This window comes from Staphylococcus sp. HMSC072H03 (genome assembly GCF_001809305.1).
Taxonomy (GTDB): Bacteria; Bacillota; Bacilli; order Staphylococcales; family Staphylococcaceae; genus Staphylococcus; species Staphylococcus hominis.
Genome location: NZ_KV796881.1, coordinates 542,233 through 556,441, shown reverse-complemented (window position 1 = coordinate 556,441; position 14,209 = coordinate 542,233). Strand labels below are relative to the sequence as shown.

Annotated in this window: 18 protein-coding genes and 2 other annotated features; of the genes, 16 read left to right on the top strand and 2 right to left on the bottom strand. The window is 30.1% G+C overall.

Going from position 1 to position 14,209, the window contains the following annotated elements; genetic code table 11:
- Positions 1-54 precede the first annotated feature (54 nt).
- Positions 55-1,125 (top strand): AbrB family transcriptional regulator, encoded by a 1,071-nt coding sequence (locus HMPREF2578_RS05590; RefSeq protein ID WP_070508284.1) that lies wholly within the window; start codon positions 55-57, stop codon positions 1,123-1,125.
- A 48-nt stretch (positions 1,126-1,173) separates the two neighbouring features.
- On the opposite strand, the gene HMPREF2578_RS05585 is transcribed toward HMPREF2578_RS05590, so the two are convergent.
- Positions 1,174-1,731 (bottom strand): DNA-3-methyladenine glycosylase I, encoded by a 558-nt coding sequence (locus HMPREF2578_RS05585; RefSeq protein WP_002448956.1) that lies wholly within the window; start codon positions 1,729-1,731, stop codon positions 1,174-1,176.
- A gap of 58 nt (positions 1,732-1,789) precedes the next feature.
- Positions 1,790-2,016, top strand: a binding site (T-box leader).
- Between the two features lie 39 nt (positions 2,017-2,055).
- Between HMPREF2578_RS05585 and HMPREF2578_RS05580 the strand changes: the two genes are divergently transcribed.
- From HMPREF2578_RS05580 to HMPREF2578_RS05565, 5 genes are all read left to right on the top strand, one after another.
- Complete coding sequence (locus HMPREF2578_RS05580; RefSeq protein WP_002449015.1) at positions 2,056-4,686, top strand: valine--tRNA ligase; 2,631 nt, start codon at positions 2,056-2,058, stop codon at positions 4,684-4,686.
- Between the two features lie 11 nt (positions 4,687-4,697).
- Positions 4,698-5,966 carry a bifunctional folylpolyglutamate synthase/dihydrofolate synthase gene (locus tag HMPREF2578_RS05575; protein ID WP_070436592.1) on the top strand — a complete coding sequence of 423 codons (1,269 nt, stop codon included), beginning with the start codon at positions 4,698-4,700 and terminating at the stop codon, positions 5,964-5,966.
- Between the two features lie 249 nt (positions 5,967-6,215).
- Positions 6,216-6,905: a prepilin peptidase gene (locus HMPREF2578_RS10840; protein WP_002487997.1), complete on the top strand. Its 690-nt coding sequence runs from the start codon at positions 6,216-6,218 to the stop codon at positions 6,903-6,905.
- Between the two features lie 23 nt (positions 6,906-6,928).
- Positions 6,929-7,606, top strand: a complete 678-nt coding sequence (gene radC, locus HMPREF2578_RS05570; RefSeq protein ID WP_017176150.1) for a RadC family protein — start codon at positions 6,929-6,931, stop codon at positions 7,604-7,606.
- Positions 7,607-7,731: 125 nt separating this feature from the next.
- Positions 7,732-7,965: a hypothetical protein gene (locus HMPREF2578_RS05565; RefSeq protein ID WP_231911334.1), complete on the top strand. Its 234-nt coding sequence runs from the start codon at positions 7,732-7,734 to the stop codon at positions 7,963-7,965.
- A gap of 90 nt (positions 7,966-8,055) precedes the next feature.
- Here HMPREF2578_RS05565 and HMPREF2578_RS05560 read toward each other — a convergent pair whose 3' ends face one another.
- A complete protein-coding gene (locus HMPREF2578_RS05560; RefSeq protein WP_002455241.1) occupies positions 8,056-8,235 on the bottom strand; it encodes a hypothetical protein in 180 nt (59 codons plus the stop codon).
- A gap of 167 nt (positions 8,236-8,402) precedes the next feature.
- Between HMPREF2578_RS05560 and HMPREF2578_RS05555 the strand changes: the two genes are divergently transcribed.
- The 10 genes from HMPREF2578_RS05555 (at position 8,403) to ruvA (ending at position 14,184) form a co-directional block, all read left to right on the top strand.
- Complete coding sequence (locus HMPREF2578_RS05555; RefSeq protein ID WP_019835432.1) at positions 8,403-8,873, top strand: DUF4930 family protein; 471 nt, start codon at positions 8,403-8,405, stop codon at positions 8,871-8,873.
- A gap of 80 nt (positions 8,874-8,953) precedes the next feature.
- Positions 8,954-9,082, top strand: coding sequence for a hypothetical protein (locus tag HMPREF2578_RS11305; RefSeq protein ID WP_017176153.1), 129 nt, complete (start codon positions 8,954-8,956; stop codon positions 9,080-9,082).
- Positions 9,083-9,250: 168 nt separating this feature from the next.
- Positions 9,251-10,084 carry a rod shape-determining protein MreC gene (gene mreC / locus HMPREF2578_RS05550; protein WP_017176154.1) on the top strand — a complete coding sequence of 278 codons (834 nt, stop codon included), beginning with the start codon at positions 9,251-9,253 and terminating at the stop codon, positions 10,082-10,084.
- A complete protein-coding gene (gene mreD, locus HMPREF2578_RS05545) occupies positions 10,084-10,584 on the top strand; it encodes a rod shape-determining protein MreD (RefSeq protein WP_017176155.1) in 501 nt (166 codons plus the stop codon). Before mreC ends, mreD begins: the two co-directional genes overlap by 1 nt.
- Before the next feature lie 54 nt (positions 10,585-10,638).
- Positions 10,639-10,722, top strand: a sequence feature (ribosomal protein L21 leader region).
- A 13-nt stretch (positions 10,723-10,735) separates the two neighbouring features.
- On the top strand, positions 10,736-11,044 hold the full coding sequence (gene rplU, locus HMPREF2578_RS05540) for a 50S ribosomal protein L21 (RefSeq protein WP_002448968.1): 309 nt from the start codon (positions 10,736-10,738) through the stop codon (positions 11,042-11,044).
- Positions 11,045-11,046: 2 nt separating this feature from the next.
- On the top strand, positions 11,047-11,367 hold the full coding sequence (locus HMPREF2578_RS05535) for a ribosomal-processing cysteine protease Prp (protein WP_017176156.1): 321 nt from the start codon (positions 11,047-11,049) through the stop codon (positions 11,365-11,367).
- Between the two features lie 11 nt (positions 11,368-11,378).
- A complete protein-coding gene (gene rpmA, locus HMPREF2578_RS05530) occupies positions 11,379-11,663 on the top strand; it encodes a 50S ribosomal protein L27 (protein ID WP_002449010.1) in 285 nt (94 codons plus the stop codon).
- Positions 11,664-11,806: 143 nt separating this feature from the next.
- Positions 11,807-13,099: a GTPase ObgE gene (gene obgE, locus HMPREF2578_RS05525; RefSeq protein ID WP_019835431.1), complete on the top strand. Its 1,293-nt coding sequence runs from the start codon at positions 11,807-11,809 to the stop codon at positions 13,097-13,099.
- 12 nt (positions 13,100-13,111) lie between these two features.
- The gene (locus HMPREF2578_RS05520) at positions 13,112-13,567 is read left to right on the top strand and encodes an ACT domain-containing protein (RefSeq protein ID WP_017176158.1); all 456 of its coding nucleotides are present in this window, start codon (positions 13,112-13,114) and stop codon (positions 13,565-13,567) included.
- Between the two features lie 11 nt (positions 13,568-13,578).
- Complete coding sequence (gene ruvA / locus HMPREF2578_RS05515) at positions 13,579-14,184, top strand: Holliday junction branch migration protein RuvA (RefSeq protein WP_017176159.1); 606 nt, start codon at positions 13,579-13,581, stop codon at positions 14,182-14,184.
- The last annotated feature ends 25 nt before the right edge of the window (positions 14,185-14,209 follow it).

Here is a 14,209-nt window from a genome sequence, read left to right as displayed (position 1 = left end):
TCGTTCCACTTTTTTTAATTTAAATGCTTTTAATCTAGAAAGAAGTGATGATTTTTGAGGCGAATTTGGCTAAATAATATTATATTATTAATAATAGCGATGATCATGAGTTTAATATTAAAATTATCTCATATGCTTTTACCCTTTATGTTTGGGCCCATTATAGCCTCAATTATTGTGGTTAAAGTACTAAAACTAAATATTAAATGGCCTTTTTGGATTAGTCAGATTGGCTTAATATTACTTGGAGTACAAATAGGATCTACGTTTACGTCACAAGTCATTAATGATATCAAAAATGAGTGGTTAACCATTGTGACGGTGACTGTTTTACTCATCACGTTATCATTATTGATTGCTTATTTTTTCAAAAAAATTGCAAGAGTTAATACTGAAACTGCTATCTTGAGTGTAATACCTGGCGCTTTAAGTCAAATGTTAATTATGGCTGAAGAAGATAAAAAAGCGAATATCTTAGTAGTAAGTTTAACCCAAACTTCTAGAGTTATTTTTGTAGTCGTACTTGTACCACTTATTTCTTTTTTATTTAGCAATTCATCATCAAGTGAAGAGATGATTCATAAAGCTACACCATTAACAAGAGCTTTAAATGTGCCCCAAATTGCTTTAATTATGATTGCTATAGCTTTTGTTTATTTCTTAATGTCAAAAATAAATTTTCCAACAAAACAATTACTCGCTCCAATTGTCGTTTTAATTGTTTGGAATTTATCAACTCATCTGACTTTTACTTTAGATAATTATATTCTTGCTTTTGCACAAGTGATTTATATGATTAGAATTGGTTTACAAATTGCACATTTATTAGGTGATTTAAAAGGTCGCATTGCTATAGCAATTATGTATCAAAATATAATTTTAATTTTAGGATCATTTTTGATGGTCTTTATTGTTCATTTGTTTACTCATAATTCATTAAACGAATTATTTTTAGGTGGAGCTCCTGGAGGTATGAGTCAAATTGTACTAGTTGCCATAGCTACTGGTGCAGATGTTGCTAAGATATCAAGTTTTCATATCTTTAGGATATTTTTTATATTATTTTTAGTAGCACCAATAATTAATTACTTTTTAAAACGAAAAAAAAGTGATAATCAATCATAAGGAGTAGAACTACGAATTCAAAATAATCTGTTCTACTCCTTTTAATATTTAATGATTAGGTTTTGAAGGACATCCTTCTAAGTGAGCATCATATAGACCAGCCGCTTCCATAAACGAGAATACAGTCACAGGTCCTAAAAATTTAAAACCATAAGCTTTTAAATCTTTTGAAAGTTGTTTTGCTCTTTCATCAACTGTAATACGTTCTGAGGGAGTTTTATAGTGCAAGTCAATAGGATGTCCATCAACATATGACCATAAAAACTTACTGAAGCTACCATATTCTTTTTCAATTTGTAAATAACCCTTAGCTTGAGATACTATGGCTTCTAATTTCTTTCTATTATGTACGATATTTGGAAAGGTCATTAAAGCATTAATATCTTTCTCTGTCATTTTAGAAATTTTTATAGGATCAAATTGATGAAATGCTTTTTCATAAGCCTCTTTCTTTTTTAATATAGTTAACCAAGATAAACCAGCATGTTGAGATTCAAGTGCAAGTAATTTGAAAAGTGAAAGACTATTAAAATCTGGTTGTCCCCATACTTTATTATGATAATCTAAATAAATAGGGTCTGTAGTTCCAAAGGCACATGCGTTCATAAATATTCCTCCAAAAGATTGACTTATCATTGTTTTCTATTATACTATTAATTAGTAATTAAATATATTTTTTGGGAAGAGTACGTTTGATACTTATCAAAGAGAGCATATGGACGGTGTAAATATGTATAATGATCAAACTGAAGGTAGCCCACAAGTTCTTTTATTGAATACACATATAATAGTAGATAGAAGCGTGTATGAGCGTTAATCATAAATAAGTGCAAGAAGATATGGAGGTATCGTCTTGAATTTAGGTGGTACCACGGAGCATCCGTCCTATATATTAGGAAGGATGCTTTTTTATTTTAGGAGGTTATTTCAATGAAAATGGAATCAAAGTATAATCCTCGTGAAGTTGAAGCGGGGCGTTATGAAGAATGGGTAAAAAATGAATACTTTAAACCTCTAGAAGATGAATCTAGAGAAGCATATACAATTGTTATTCCGCCGCCGAATGTGACTGGTAAATTACATTTAGGACATGCTTGGGATACAACATTACAAGATATTATTACTCGAATGAAACGTATGCAAGGATACGATACGCTTTATTTACCTGGTATGGATCATGCGGGTATTGCAACACAAGCTAAAGTAGATGCTAAATTAAAAGAACAAGGTATTTCTCGTCATGATATAGGACGTGAAAAATTTTTAGAACATGCTTGGTCTTGGAAAGAAGAATATGCATCTTTTATTCGTAAACAATGGGCTAAATTAGGCTTAGGTCTTGATTATAGTAGAGAACGTTTTACTCTTGATGACGGCTTAAGTAAAGCGGTTAGAAAAGTATTTGTTGATTTATATAATAAAGGAATTATTTATCGTGGAGAGCGAATTATAAATTGGGATCCAGTCGCACGTACAGCATTGTCAGATATAGAAGTGATTCATGAAGATGTGCAAGGTCATTTTTATCATTTTAAATATCCTTATGCTGATGGTAATGGATATATTGAAATTGCCACAACTCGTCCTGAAACAATGTTAGGGGATACTGCTATAGTCGTTAATCCAAATGATGAACGTTATAAAGATGTCATAGGAAAAAAAGTGATTTTACCAATTATAGGTAGAGAATTACCAATTTTAGCAGATGAGTATGTTGATATTGAATTTGGTAGTGGAGCTATGAAAGTTACACCTGCACATGATCCTAATGACTTTGAAATTGGTCAGAGACATCATTTAGAAAACATTATTGTAATGGATGAAAATGGAAAAATGAATGACAATGCATCTCAGTATGCTGGTTTAGACCGTTTCGAATGTCGTAAAAAATTAGTAGAAGATTTAAAAGCTCAAGATTTAGTGATTAAAATTGAAGAACATATGCATTCTGTAGGTCATTCAGAACGTTCTGGTGCAGTAGTAGAACCTTATTTATCTACACAATGGTTTGTAAAAATGAAACCACTTGCGCAACAAGCACTAGATAATCAAAAAACAGATAATCGAATTGATTTTTATCCACCACGTTTTGAAAATACATTTAATCGTTGGATGGAAGAAATTAGAGATTGGACTATTTCTAGACAATTATGGTGGGGTCACCAAATTCCAGCTTGGTATCATAATGAAACAGGTGAAGTATATGTTGGAGAAGAAGCACCTGCTGATATCGAAAATTGGACTCAAGATGAAGATGTGTTAGATACATGGTTCTCAAGTGCGTTATGGCCATTCTCAACTTTAGGTTGGCCTAATGAAGAAGCAAAAGATTATCAACGTTACTATCCAACGAATGTTCTTGTAACCGGTTATGATATTATCTTCTTCTGGGTAGCAAGAATGATTTTCCAAGGATTAGAATTTACTGGTAAACGACCATTTAATGATGTACTTCTTCATGGTTTAGTAAGAGCTGAAGATGGTCGTAAAATGAGTAAATCACTTGGTAATGGTGTAGATCCAATGGATGTCATCGAAAAATACGGAGCAGATAGTTTACGCTACTTCTTAGCAACTGGTTCTTCTCCAGGTAATGACTTACGTTATTCTACCGAAAAAGTTGAATCTGTATGGAACTTTATTAATAAAATTTGGAATGGTGCTCGCTTTAGCTTGATGAATATTGGAGAAGACTTTAAAGTGGAAGACATTGATTTATCTGGTAATTTATCTTTAGCGGATAAATGGATTTTAACACGACTAAATGAAACAATAGAGACCGTTACTAATCTGAGTGAAAAATATGAATTTGGTGAAGTTGGACGTGCTTTATATAACTTTATTTGGGATGAATTCTGTGATTGGTATATTGAAATGAGTAAAATACCAATGAATGGTGAAGATGAAGCTCAAAAACAAACAACACGTTCTGTTCTAAGTTATACACTTGATCAAATAATGAGAATGCTACATCCATTTATGCCATTTGTAACTGAAAAAATTTGGCAAAGTTTACCGCATGAAGGAGAAACAATTGTAAAAGCAGCATGGCCGACAGTTAAAGAAGAGTTTGTGTTTGATGAAAGTAAACAGACAATGGAACAATTAGTTGAAATTATTAAATCTGTGAGACAATCACGCGTAGAAGTAAACACACCACTTTCTAAATCAATCCCTATTCTCATTCAAGCTAAAAATGAAGAAATTAAAACAATCTTAGAAAAAAATGCGGATTATATTCATAGATTTTGTAATCCAAGTGAATTAACCATCGATACAAATGTAGATATTCCTGAAAAAGCGATGACAGCGGTAGTAGTTGCTGGTAAAGTCATTTTACCGTTAGAAGGACTTATTGATATGGATAAAGAAATTGAACGTTTAGAGAAAGAGTTAGACAAACTTCAAAAAGAATTAGACCGTGTTGATAAAAAATTATCAAATGAGAATTTTGTTAATAAAGCACCTGAAAAAATTATAAATGAAGAGCGCGAAAAACAACAAAAATATCAAGAAAAATATAATGGTGTTAAAAACAGAATTGAACAATTAAAAGCATAGGAGAATTGTCAATGAATTACCTAGATAGCTTATATTGGATACATGAGCGCACTAAGTTTGGTATTAAACCTGGTGTTAAAAGAATGGAATGGATGCTTAACCACTTAAATAATCCTCAATTAAATATTCGCGGTATTCATGTGGGTGGAACAAATGGTAAAGGTTCTACAGTAGCTTATTTAAGAGCTGCATTAGTTGAGAATGGATATGAAGTTGGAACATTTACTTCTCCTTTTATTGAAACGTTTAATGAACGAATTAGTTTAAATGGTTATCCGATCTCAAATGACGAAATAGTTGAATTAGTAAAGCGAGTTAAACCAGTAAGTGAAGCGTTAGAACAAGAAACCGAACTCGGTTCTGCAACAGAATTTGAAATTATAACAACAATGATGTTTTTATATTTTGGAGAGATACATCCTGTAGATTTTGTTATTGTAGAAGCGGGACTAGGAATTAAAAATGATTCAACTAATGTGTTTACTCCTATTCTTTCAATTTTGACAAGTATAGGATTAGATCATACTGATATTTTAGGAAGTACGTATTTAGATATCGCAAAAGATAAAGGTGCTATCATAAAACCTAATGTACCCGTCATCTATGCAGTCAAAAATGAGGAAGCTTTAAAATACATTAGAGATTTAGCGGAAAATCAGAATGCAAAGCCAATTGAACTAGATAGAGAAATCATTATTGTATCTGAAGATGATGAATTTACTTATAGATATAAAGATTATGAGTTAGAAACAATCATCTTAGATATGATAGGTGATCATCAAAAAGAAAATGCTTCATTAGCTATTACAGCTTTAATAGAGTTGAACGAAGAAAATATTATTGAATTAGATTTTAATAAAATGATTGATGCTATTGAAAGTGTTTGTTGGACAGGACGTATTGAGCAAGTTAAAGAAAAACCTCTTATTATTATTGACGGAGCACATAATAATGAAAGTGTTGAAGCATTAGTTTCAACAATCAAAAATTATTATGATTTTGAGAAAATGGATGTTTTATTTTCAGCCATTAAAGGTAAACCTGTAAACGAAATGTTAAGTAAATTACAAAATTTAGCTGGTACATTTTATTTTACTGAATTTGATTTTCATAAAGCCTTATCTAAACAAGAATTACTTGAGAGTATAGATGCTGATAACATCGAATATATTGATGATTATGTAGATTTTATAAATCATTATGATGGTGAGGGCTTATTGATTACAGGCAGTTTATATTTTATAAGTGAAGTAAAATCGAAAGTTGAATTTAATTCATAATATATAGTATGTTAAATATCTAAATATAGCTATGAAGAAAGTTACAAATTAAACTTCTTCATAGCTTTTTTATTAGTTATATAATTGATAGATTAAGAGTGGACTGATTATTTTTAATAAAGGTTTTATTCATTTTATTGAATTTAAAATGCTTTAAAGAAGATATATTTATTTATTGAAATGAATTTAATCTAATCCTCGTTATTCCATTTACTTAGACCATATTTTAGTTATAATGAATGATATGAGGTGATCAGTATAATAGTATTATTAGCATTTACGTGTAGTGTAATATTTAGTTTTTTATATCAATTTTCAAGTATAGAGAAAGTGAATCTTCAATATTTCAAGCGACGATCACAATGTGATTATTGTCATACATCATTAAAGTGGTTTGATACTATACCATTATTAAGTTTCATATTCTTAAAAGGACGCTCGAGATGCTGTTCAAATCCTTTAAAACGCTCCTATATTATAGGTGAAATATTATCGTTTCTTATTGTCCCATATTTAATATTTATCGATATACATATAAATTATTCTCTCTTTATATTAACTTGTTTAATGTTGATAACGATGTCTCTAACCGATATTCAAACATTAACAATCAACAGTAACTTAATCCTCGTTTTTTTCTTTGTCGGTATCTATATTTCTTCATTACATTTGATTTCATTTATATTTATTTTCTTTCTATTACATACATTTTTTCTGTTAAATTCTAAAAGTATAGGGTACGGTGATATTTTATTACTTAGTATACTTTCTATATTTTATACTTATGAATTTATACTTCATCTAATATTATTAACTTGTGCAATTGGTCTTATGTTTTATATCATCTTGTTTCGTTTTAAGATACGTAAAATCCCACTTATTCCTTTTATTTCAATCTCATATATTTTATTAATTAATTTTTCCAACAATATTATGTAACTAATAAAGAAAAGGTGATGTTTTTGAAAATTAAAGATATGGCCAAAAGTGAGCTTCCTAAAGAGAGACTCATTCAATATGGTGAAAAAAGTTTGTCTAACAGTGAATTATTAGCAATTTTAATTAACACTGGACGACAAGGGGTTTCAAGTATTGATATTGCAAATGAAATGATTAATAAAGTAAATAATTTAAAAGAATTAAAATTACTTTCAATACATGATTTGTTAAAAATAAAAGGTATAGGATTGCATAAAGCAGTGACACTAAAAGCCGCTTTCGAATTGGGAGAAAGAATAAATAAACGTAATTCAATTGAAAAAGTAAAGATTAAATCTCCTAAAGATGTCGCAGATATGATGATGTCTAAAATGAAAGATTTAACTCAAGAGCATTTAGTTGCTTTATTTTTAAATACTAAAAATATAGTGATAAAAGAAGAAACTATATTTATAGGAACATTAAACTCTTCAGTGATACACCCAAGAGAAGTCTTTAATGCTGCCATTAGAGCTTCATGTAATGCAGTAATTGTGATTCATAATCATCCATCTGGAGATGTGACGCCTTCAAAAGAAGATATTGCTACTACCATTAGACTTAAAGAATGTGGACAAATTCTTGGCATTGAATTACTTGACCACATTATTATCGGTGATCAAAAATTTACTAGTTTAGTAGAGGAGGGGTATTTCGTATAAAAGATTAAAAATTATTTATAGTCTCATTGTTAAAATTTTAGTATAATAAGCCTTAATTATATATTTAGAGGTGTATGATGACTTTAATTTTAATCATAGGGGTGTTAATACCTATTATTTACATAATGAGATTGAATATTAAACAAAAAACAATTCGTTTAAAAGAAACGCTTAATACCGTGTTATTATCGATTGTTGGTATTACAATTTTTTCTTTTATTGGAGTATTCGTCAACCATACGCATACTCAATTATATATTTTACTCATTAGTGATATAGTAACTGGAACGATATTTGGATTACTATTAGCAACAATATATAAAATTTATGAATACTTGTCTCAAAGCAATCGTAAATAAAGCTAGTTAACTTTTCATACAATACAATCATAAACGAATTAATAAAGGGTAGATTGTATTAATTACATTGAAAAGTAACTAGCTTTTTCATTATCTTATATAAGCTGAAAGCACATTAAAATTTTCTAAAATCCAAAGAACACCTTGATAGGCTAAATACAGTCCGAGAATAATAAAAGCAGCAGAGATTAAAAATCTTAAAAGTGCAAATCCTACTTTAAAAAGTATAACTGCAAGCAAGATAAGTAAAATAATTGTAAGAATGTTCATTTCTCACACTCCTCTAAATTTATTTTACGAGTGATATTAATTATTATAATATATTTTAAGAAAATGTTAATCAGTCTTAAGAATTTACTTAATTTACTTCTTTAGACCGATGGATAAAATCTATTTTATATTTATAATAATTTAGATTTAAAATTGGAGGGATTTTATTGCGAATGGTTTTTAGTATTTTTAAAAATATAGTAGCAGTTATTGCAATCCTTAGTATTGTTTATTTTGCATTAAAATATGCCCCGTTTTTAAGAGAACAGGACTGGAATCCTATGAATCAACCTCCCAATAACCAATTCGAGCTCTTGCCAAGTAATCAAGCATCAACACCAGTGCCTACTAATGGAAAAAGTTATACTATAGAAGAAAATCATTTACTTCAGAATATTCCTGCTAGTCAAACAAAAAATGTGTTTAAATTTATAGATAAAAAAGAATTTATGGAAGTTTCAGGTATAGTTAGAATGGGATATAATGATAATTACATTGTAGGGCAAAGAGATAATGAATTTATCATCTATAAATTCGGAAGTGATACGATTAAAGTCTTTAGTACGGAAATTGAAATGGAACAGGAATTAAATCGCCTAGGACAATCAATCACTTTAAAACCTCAGAATGAGTATTAAAAAATATAATTTGAAAAAAATAAATAAATGCGTTAATGTCTAAAATAGATACAATAATCTTTTGAAGGTTGGTGTAATGTATGTCTGAACAATCTAAAGAAAAACAGGCAAATGAACAAGCAAAAGCACAAAATTTATTTTCTAAATGGAGAAAAGACGAAACGCTCTATGAAGAAGATAAAAAAGATAAGCCGAATAAAGAATCGTAAAATTAAATAAGATGACATTTGATAGGAGCAAGTACTAGAATTCAATGAAGATTCTAACTTGTTCCTTTTTTTCTTTGAAGATAATATTTAATATTATTCTTTATTTCAATCCTAGAGTAATATAAAATAGAATATAATAATTTAAAATAAATAGTAGAGGTGTTATGAGTGTTAAATTTTTTTAAAAATAACAAGTTAATTGTTGTTTTTTGTGCAATAATTATTTTTATTGCATTGATTGGTTTGTCCATTCGTTCACAAACTCAATCACCTCCTGAGCAATATGTGGGGGACTCAGTGTCATTTGGTCAGAGAGTAATTAGTTACCCTGTCAATTTTGTGACTGGAGCTATAGGTAACTTCTTTCAATCTAACAAATCAAATCATAATGAAGTTAATCAATTAAAAGCAAAAAACGAAGCATTAGAAGCGGAAAATAAAAACTTAAAAAAAGAACTTGATATGACTGATGCTTCAAAATACGATGCAATTTCAGGTGCCATCATAGCACGTAATCCAGATCAATGGATGAATACTGTGATTATTGATAAAGGTAAAAAAGCTGGTGTAAGCAATAATATGGCAGTGTTTACTAGTGATGGTTTAATTGGAAGAGTAACTAGAGTGAATCAATTTTCTTCTCAAGTTGATTTACTTTCAACGAATACAAGAGCTGGAAAACTATCAGTCAATATTCAACATCATTCTAAAAATGTTTTTGGATTAATTGATCACTATGATAATAAAACTCAGGAATTAATTATTAGTAATATCAATAATAAGGATAAAATTTCAAAAGGTGACAAAGTAGTAACAAGTGGATTAGCCGATCAATTGCCAAGTGATTTATACATAGGAGAAGTGACGAAGGTAGAAAATGATGAATATGGTTTAGCAAAAGAAGTGAGGGTGAAAACTGGAGCAAATTTATCAGATATTCAACATGTATACATAGCGAAAAAAAGTAATAACACGGATTTCAATGAAAGAGAGACTCGATAATGAAAGCGTTCGTTTATATAATGATCGGTATCATCGTTTTTTATCTTGATACACTTATTGGTTTGGTTATTCCTTTTCATATAGGCAACCTAACATTTATCTTAGTTCCTCATTTAACTCTAATGTATTTATTACTTTTATCAATTTATAGACCATTTATGGTCACATTATTACTAAGCATTTTTTTAGGTATGATAACTGATATCTACTTTGGCAGTGTATATGGTTTATATTTGTTTGGTTATATATTCTTAATAACAATATTTAATAAGTTCTTGAAGATTTTTTACCGAGACTATATTATGGTATATTGGTTCAGTATCATTGGTGTAATGATTCTTGAAATATTTGTAGCAATTATATATTCTGTTATTAGCTATGTAGAATTTGATTTACTAAACTTTATATTACTACGTATTATCCCAACACTTATATTAAATATTATTTTATTAATTATTTTGATGCCTATATTCTTTAAATTCTTTAAAAAGCCAATATAATAGATTGACATTGAATATAAGTAATGGTAAGATGCAATAGTTGAGTAGTTTTATAGCTACATACAACCGCTCAAATACAGGTTTAAGCGTTAAAATGTTATATTTTATCACCTGTATATGGCGTGACTTATAATTATAGGAGGTGCAAGGTATGTTTGCTATTATCGAAACAGGCGGTAAACAAATTAAAGTAGAAGAAGGTCAAGAGATCTTCGTTGAAAAATTAGATGTTAATGAAGGTGATTCATTCACATTTGATAAAGTATTATTTGTAGGTGGAGATTCAGTTAAAGTTGGTGCTCCAACTGTTGAAGGAGCTACAGTAACTGCTACTGTGAACAAACAAGGTCGCGGTAAAAAAATTACTGTTTTCACTTACAAACGTCGTAAAGATTCAAAACGTAAAAAAGGTCATCGTCAGCCTTATACTAAATTAACAATTGATAAAATCAACGCTTAATTATGATTACTGTTGATATTTCAATTAATGATGAAGGTAAAGTAACAGACGTCATCATGGATGGCCATGCTAATCATGGTGATTATGGCTATGATATTGTTTGTGCAGGGGCTTCAGCTGTTCTTTTTGGAAGTGTGAATGCTATTTTAAGTTTAACTTCTGAAAATCCGGATATTGATTATGATGATGACGGTGGTCATTTTCACATTAGATCAGTAGACACTAACAATGAGCAAGCACAATTAATTCTTCAAGCAATGCTTGTGTCTTTACAAACGATTGAAGATGAATATAATGAAAATATAAGATTAAATTATAAGTGAGGTGTATCCCGATGTTAAAATTAAACTTACAATTCTTCGCATCTAAAAAAGGGGTAAGTTCTACAAAAAACGGTCGTGACTCAGAATCAAAACGTTTAGGTGCTAAACGTGCAGACGGTCAATTCGTAACAGGTGGCTCAATTTTATATCGTCAACGCGGTACTAAAATTTATGCTGGTGAAAATGTAGGTCGTGGTGGCGATGATACATTATTCGCTAAAATCGACGGCGTTGTTCGTTTCGAACGTAAAGGTCGCGACAAAAAACAAGTTTCTGTATATGCAGTAGCTGAATAATTTTTGTCTAATTAACACCAGAAGTGAAGACTTCTGGTGTTTTATTTTTGTTTAAAAATGATTATAATAGAATCTAACGTTTTAGAGTTAATGATATAATATTAGCGATGAATTAATAAAATATATAAAAAGAGGTGAGATATATGTTTGTCGATCAAGTAAAAATATCTCTAAAAGCAGGCGATGGAGGTAATGGTATTACTGCTTATCGTAGGGAAAAATATGTACCATTTGGTGGCCCTGCTGGTGGCGATGGAGGTAAAGGTGCTTCAGTCATTTTTGAAGTTGATGAAGGTTTAAGAACACTTTTAGACTTTAGATTTCAACGTCATTTTAAGGCTAAAAAAGGTGAAAATGGTCAAAGTAGTAATATGCATGGTAAAAATGCGGAAGACTTAGTTTTAAAAGTGCCTCCTGGTACCATTATTAAAAGTGTAGAAACTGAAGAAGTTTTAGCAGATTTAGTTGAAGAAGGTCAACGTGCAGTTATTGCTCGTGGAGGTCGTGGAGGTCGTGGAAATTCACGTTTTGCAACCCCTCGAAATCCAGCTCCAGACTTTAGTGAAAATGGAGAACCTGGAGAAGAACTAGATGTTACCTTAGAATTAAAGCTACTTGCTGATGTGGGACTCGTTGGATTCCCAAGTGTAGGGAAATCAACATTGTTATCTATTGTATCTAAGGCAAAACCTAAAATTGGAGCTTATCATTTTACAACAATTAAACCAAATTTAGGTGTGGTTTCAACACCTGATCATAGAAGTTTTGTGATGGCGGATTTACCAGGTTTAATTGAAGGAGCTTCAGAAGGAGTCGGTTTAGGTCATCAATTTTTACGTCATGTTGAAAGAACAAAAGTTATTGTTCATATGATAGATATGAGTGGTTCTGAAGGAAGAAATCCACTTGAAGATTATCAAATCATCAATAATGAACTGATAAATTATAAACAAAGATTAGAAGATAGACCTCAAATTATAGTGGCAAATAAAATGGATATACCGGAATCAAACGATAACCTAGAATTATTTAAAAAAGAAATTGATGAAGATGTAACTATTGTTCCAGTTTCTACAATTACAAGAGATAATATTGATCAATTACTATATACAATTGCTGATAAATTAGAAGAAGTAAAAGATATTGATTTTAGTGTAGAAGAAGACGAAGATGCAGGTGTTAATCGCGTATTATATAAACATACACCATCTCAAGATAAATTTACGATTACAAGAGATGATGATGGTGCCTATGTAGTAAGCGGTAATGCAATCGAACGCATGTTTAAAATGACAGACTTTAATAGTGATCCAGCAGTAAGACGTTTTGCACGTCAAATGCGCTCTATGGGTATTGATGATGCATTAAGAGAACGTGGATGTAGTAATGGTGATATTGTTAGAATACTTGGGGGAGAATTTGAATTCGTCGAATAGGAGGGCTTTTTAGTGGACAGCAAAGATTATAAAAAGTTTTATTTAATACGTGAAGACGTTTTACCAGAATCAGTGGTTAAAACGCTTAAAATTAAAGACGCTTTAAAAAATGATGCCACACTGTCCATTTATGAAGCAGTTAAGCAGTTTAATCTATCAAGAAGTGCTTTTTATAAATATAGAGATACTATTTTTCCTGTAGATGAAAAGATTTTTGAACACCGTGAATTCACCTTAATTCTCTATGTTAATGATATTGTAGGAATGCTTGCTCAAGTATTACAAACTATTTCAAAATTAGCGTTATCCGTTTTAACTATTCATCAAAGTGTTCCAATGGAAGAAAAAGCAACGATTACACTCTCTTTGAGTGCAAAAGATCAATCATTATCAATAGAAAAGGTCATGGGCACTTTGAGAAATATTCAACATGTTTATAAAGTTGAATTAATTAGTATGAGTATGTAAGGAAGGTATCTATGTACGCTTATATAAAAGGACATTTATCTCAATTGTTTCCAACACATATTGTTGTAGAAACGTCTAATGGTATCGGTTATGAAATTCAAACTCCAAATTCATATCGATTTCAAAAATATTTAAATCAAGAATGTAAAGTCTTTACTTCACTGATTGTAAGAGAAGACGCACAATTATTATATGGTTTTATTAGCGAAGAAGAAAAAGAGATGTTCTTAAGCTTAATAAAAGTTACAGGTATAGGCCCTAAATCAGCTTTAGCTATTCTAGCAACAAGTACACCTAACGAAGTTAAACGTGCAATTGAAAATGAAAATGATACTTATCTAACTAAATTTCCTGGTATAGGTAAAAAGACTGCACGACAAATTGTATTAGATTTAAAAGGTAAAGTTAAGATTACAGAAGAGACTAGTGAGACCTTATTACAGGTTGAGGGACAAGTTGAAGAAAATGACAATATAATTAAGGAAGCGTTATTAGCGCTTGCAGCTTTAGGATACTCTAAGAGAGAGCTTTCTAAAGTTGAGAAAGTGCTTAATAAAACATCCATCCACTCTGTTGATGAAGCAGTTAAGATTGGTTTAAAAACGCTTATATCTTAATATTATGAACGATAACTGGGGGGAT

Excerpts from the sequence above, each read along its gene's own strand:
- HMPREF2578_RS05585 (WP_002448956.1), bottom strand. The coding sequence starts at position 1,731 with ATGAACGCATGTGCCTTTGGAACTACAGACCCTATTTATTTAGATTAT.
- HMPREF2578_RS05580 (WP_002449015.1), top strand. The coding sequence starts at position 2,056 with ATGAAAATGGAATCAAAGTATAATCCTCGTGAAGTTGAAGCGGGGCGT.
- HMPREF2578_RS05575 (WP_070436592.1), top strand. The coding sequence starts at position 4,698 with ATGAATTACCTAGATAGCTTATATTGGATACATGAGCGCACTAAGTTT.
- HMPREF2578_RS05565 (WP_231911334.1), top strand. The coding sequence starts at position 7,732 with ATGAGATTGAATATTAAACAAAAAACAATTCGTTTAAAAGAAACGCTT.
- HMPREF2578_RS05560 (WP_002455241.1), bottom strand. The coding sequence starts at position 8,235 with ATGAACATTCTTACAATTATTTTACTTATCTTGCTTGCAGTTATACTT.
- HMPREF2578_RS11305 (WP_017176153.1), top strand. The coding sequence starts at position 8,954 with ATGTCTGAACAATCTAAAGAAAAACAGGCAAATGAACAAGCAAAAGCA.
- mreD (WP_017176155.1), top strand. The coding sequence starts at position 10,084 with ATGAAAGCGTTCGTTTATATAATGATCGGTATCATCGTTTTTTATCTT.
- rplU (WP_002448968.1), top strand. The coding sequence starts at position 10,736 with ATGTTTGCTATTATCGAAACAGGCGGTAAACAAATTAAAGTAGAAGAA.
- HMPREF2578_RS05535 (WP_017176156.1), top strand. The coding sequence starts at position 11,047 with ATGATTACTGTTGATATTTCAATTAATGATGAAGGTAAAGTAACAGAC.
- rpmA (WP_002449010.1), top strand. The coding sequence starts at position 11,379 with ATGTTAAAATTAAACTTACAATTCTTCGCATCTAAAAAAGGGGTAAGT.
- obgE (WP_019835431.1), top strand. The coding sequence starts at position 11,807 with ATGTTTGTCGATCAAGTAAAAATATCTCTAAAAGCAGGCGATGGAGGT.
- ruvA (WP_017176159.1), top strand. The coding sequence starts at position 13,579 with ATGTACGCTTATATAAAAGGACATTTATCTCAATTGTTTCCAACACAT.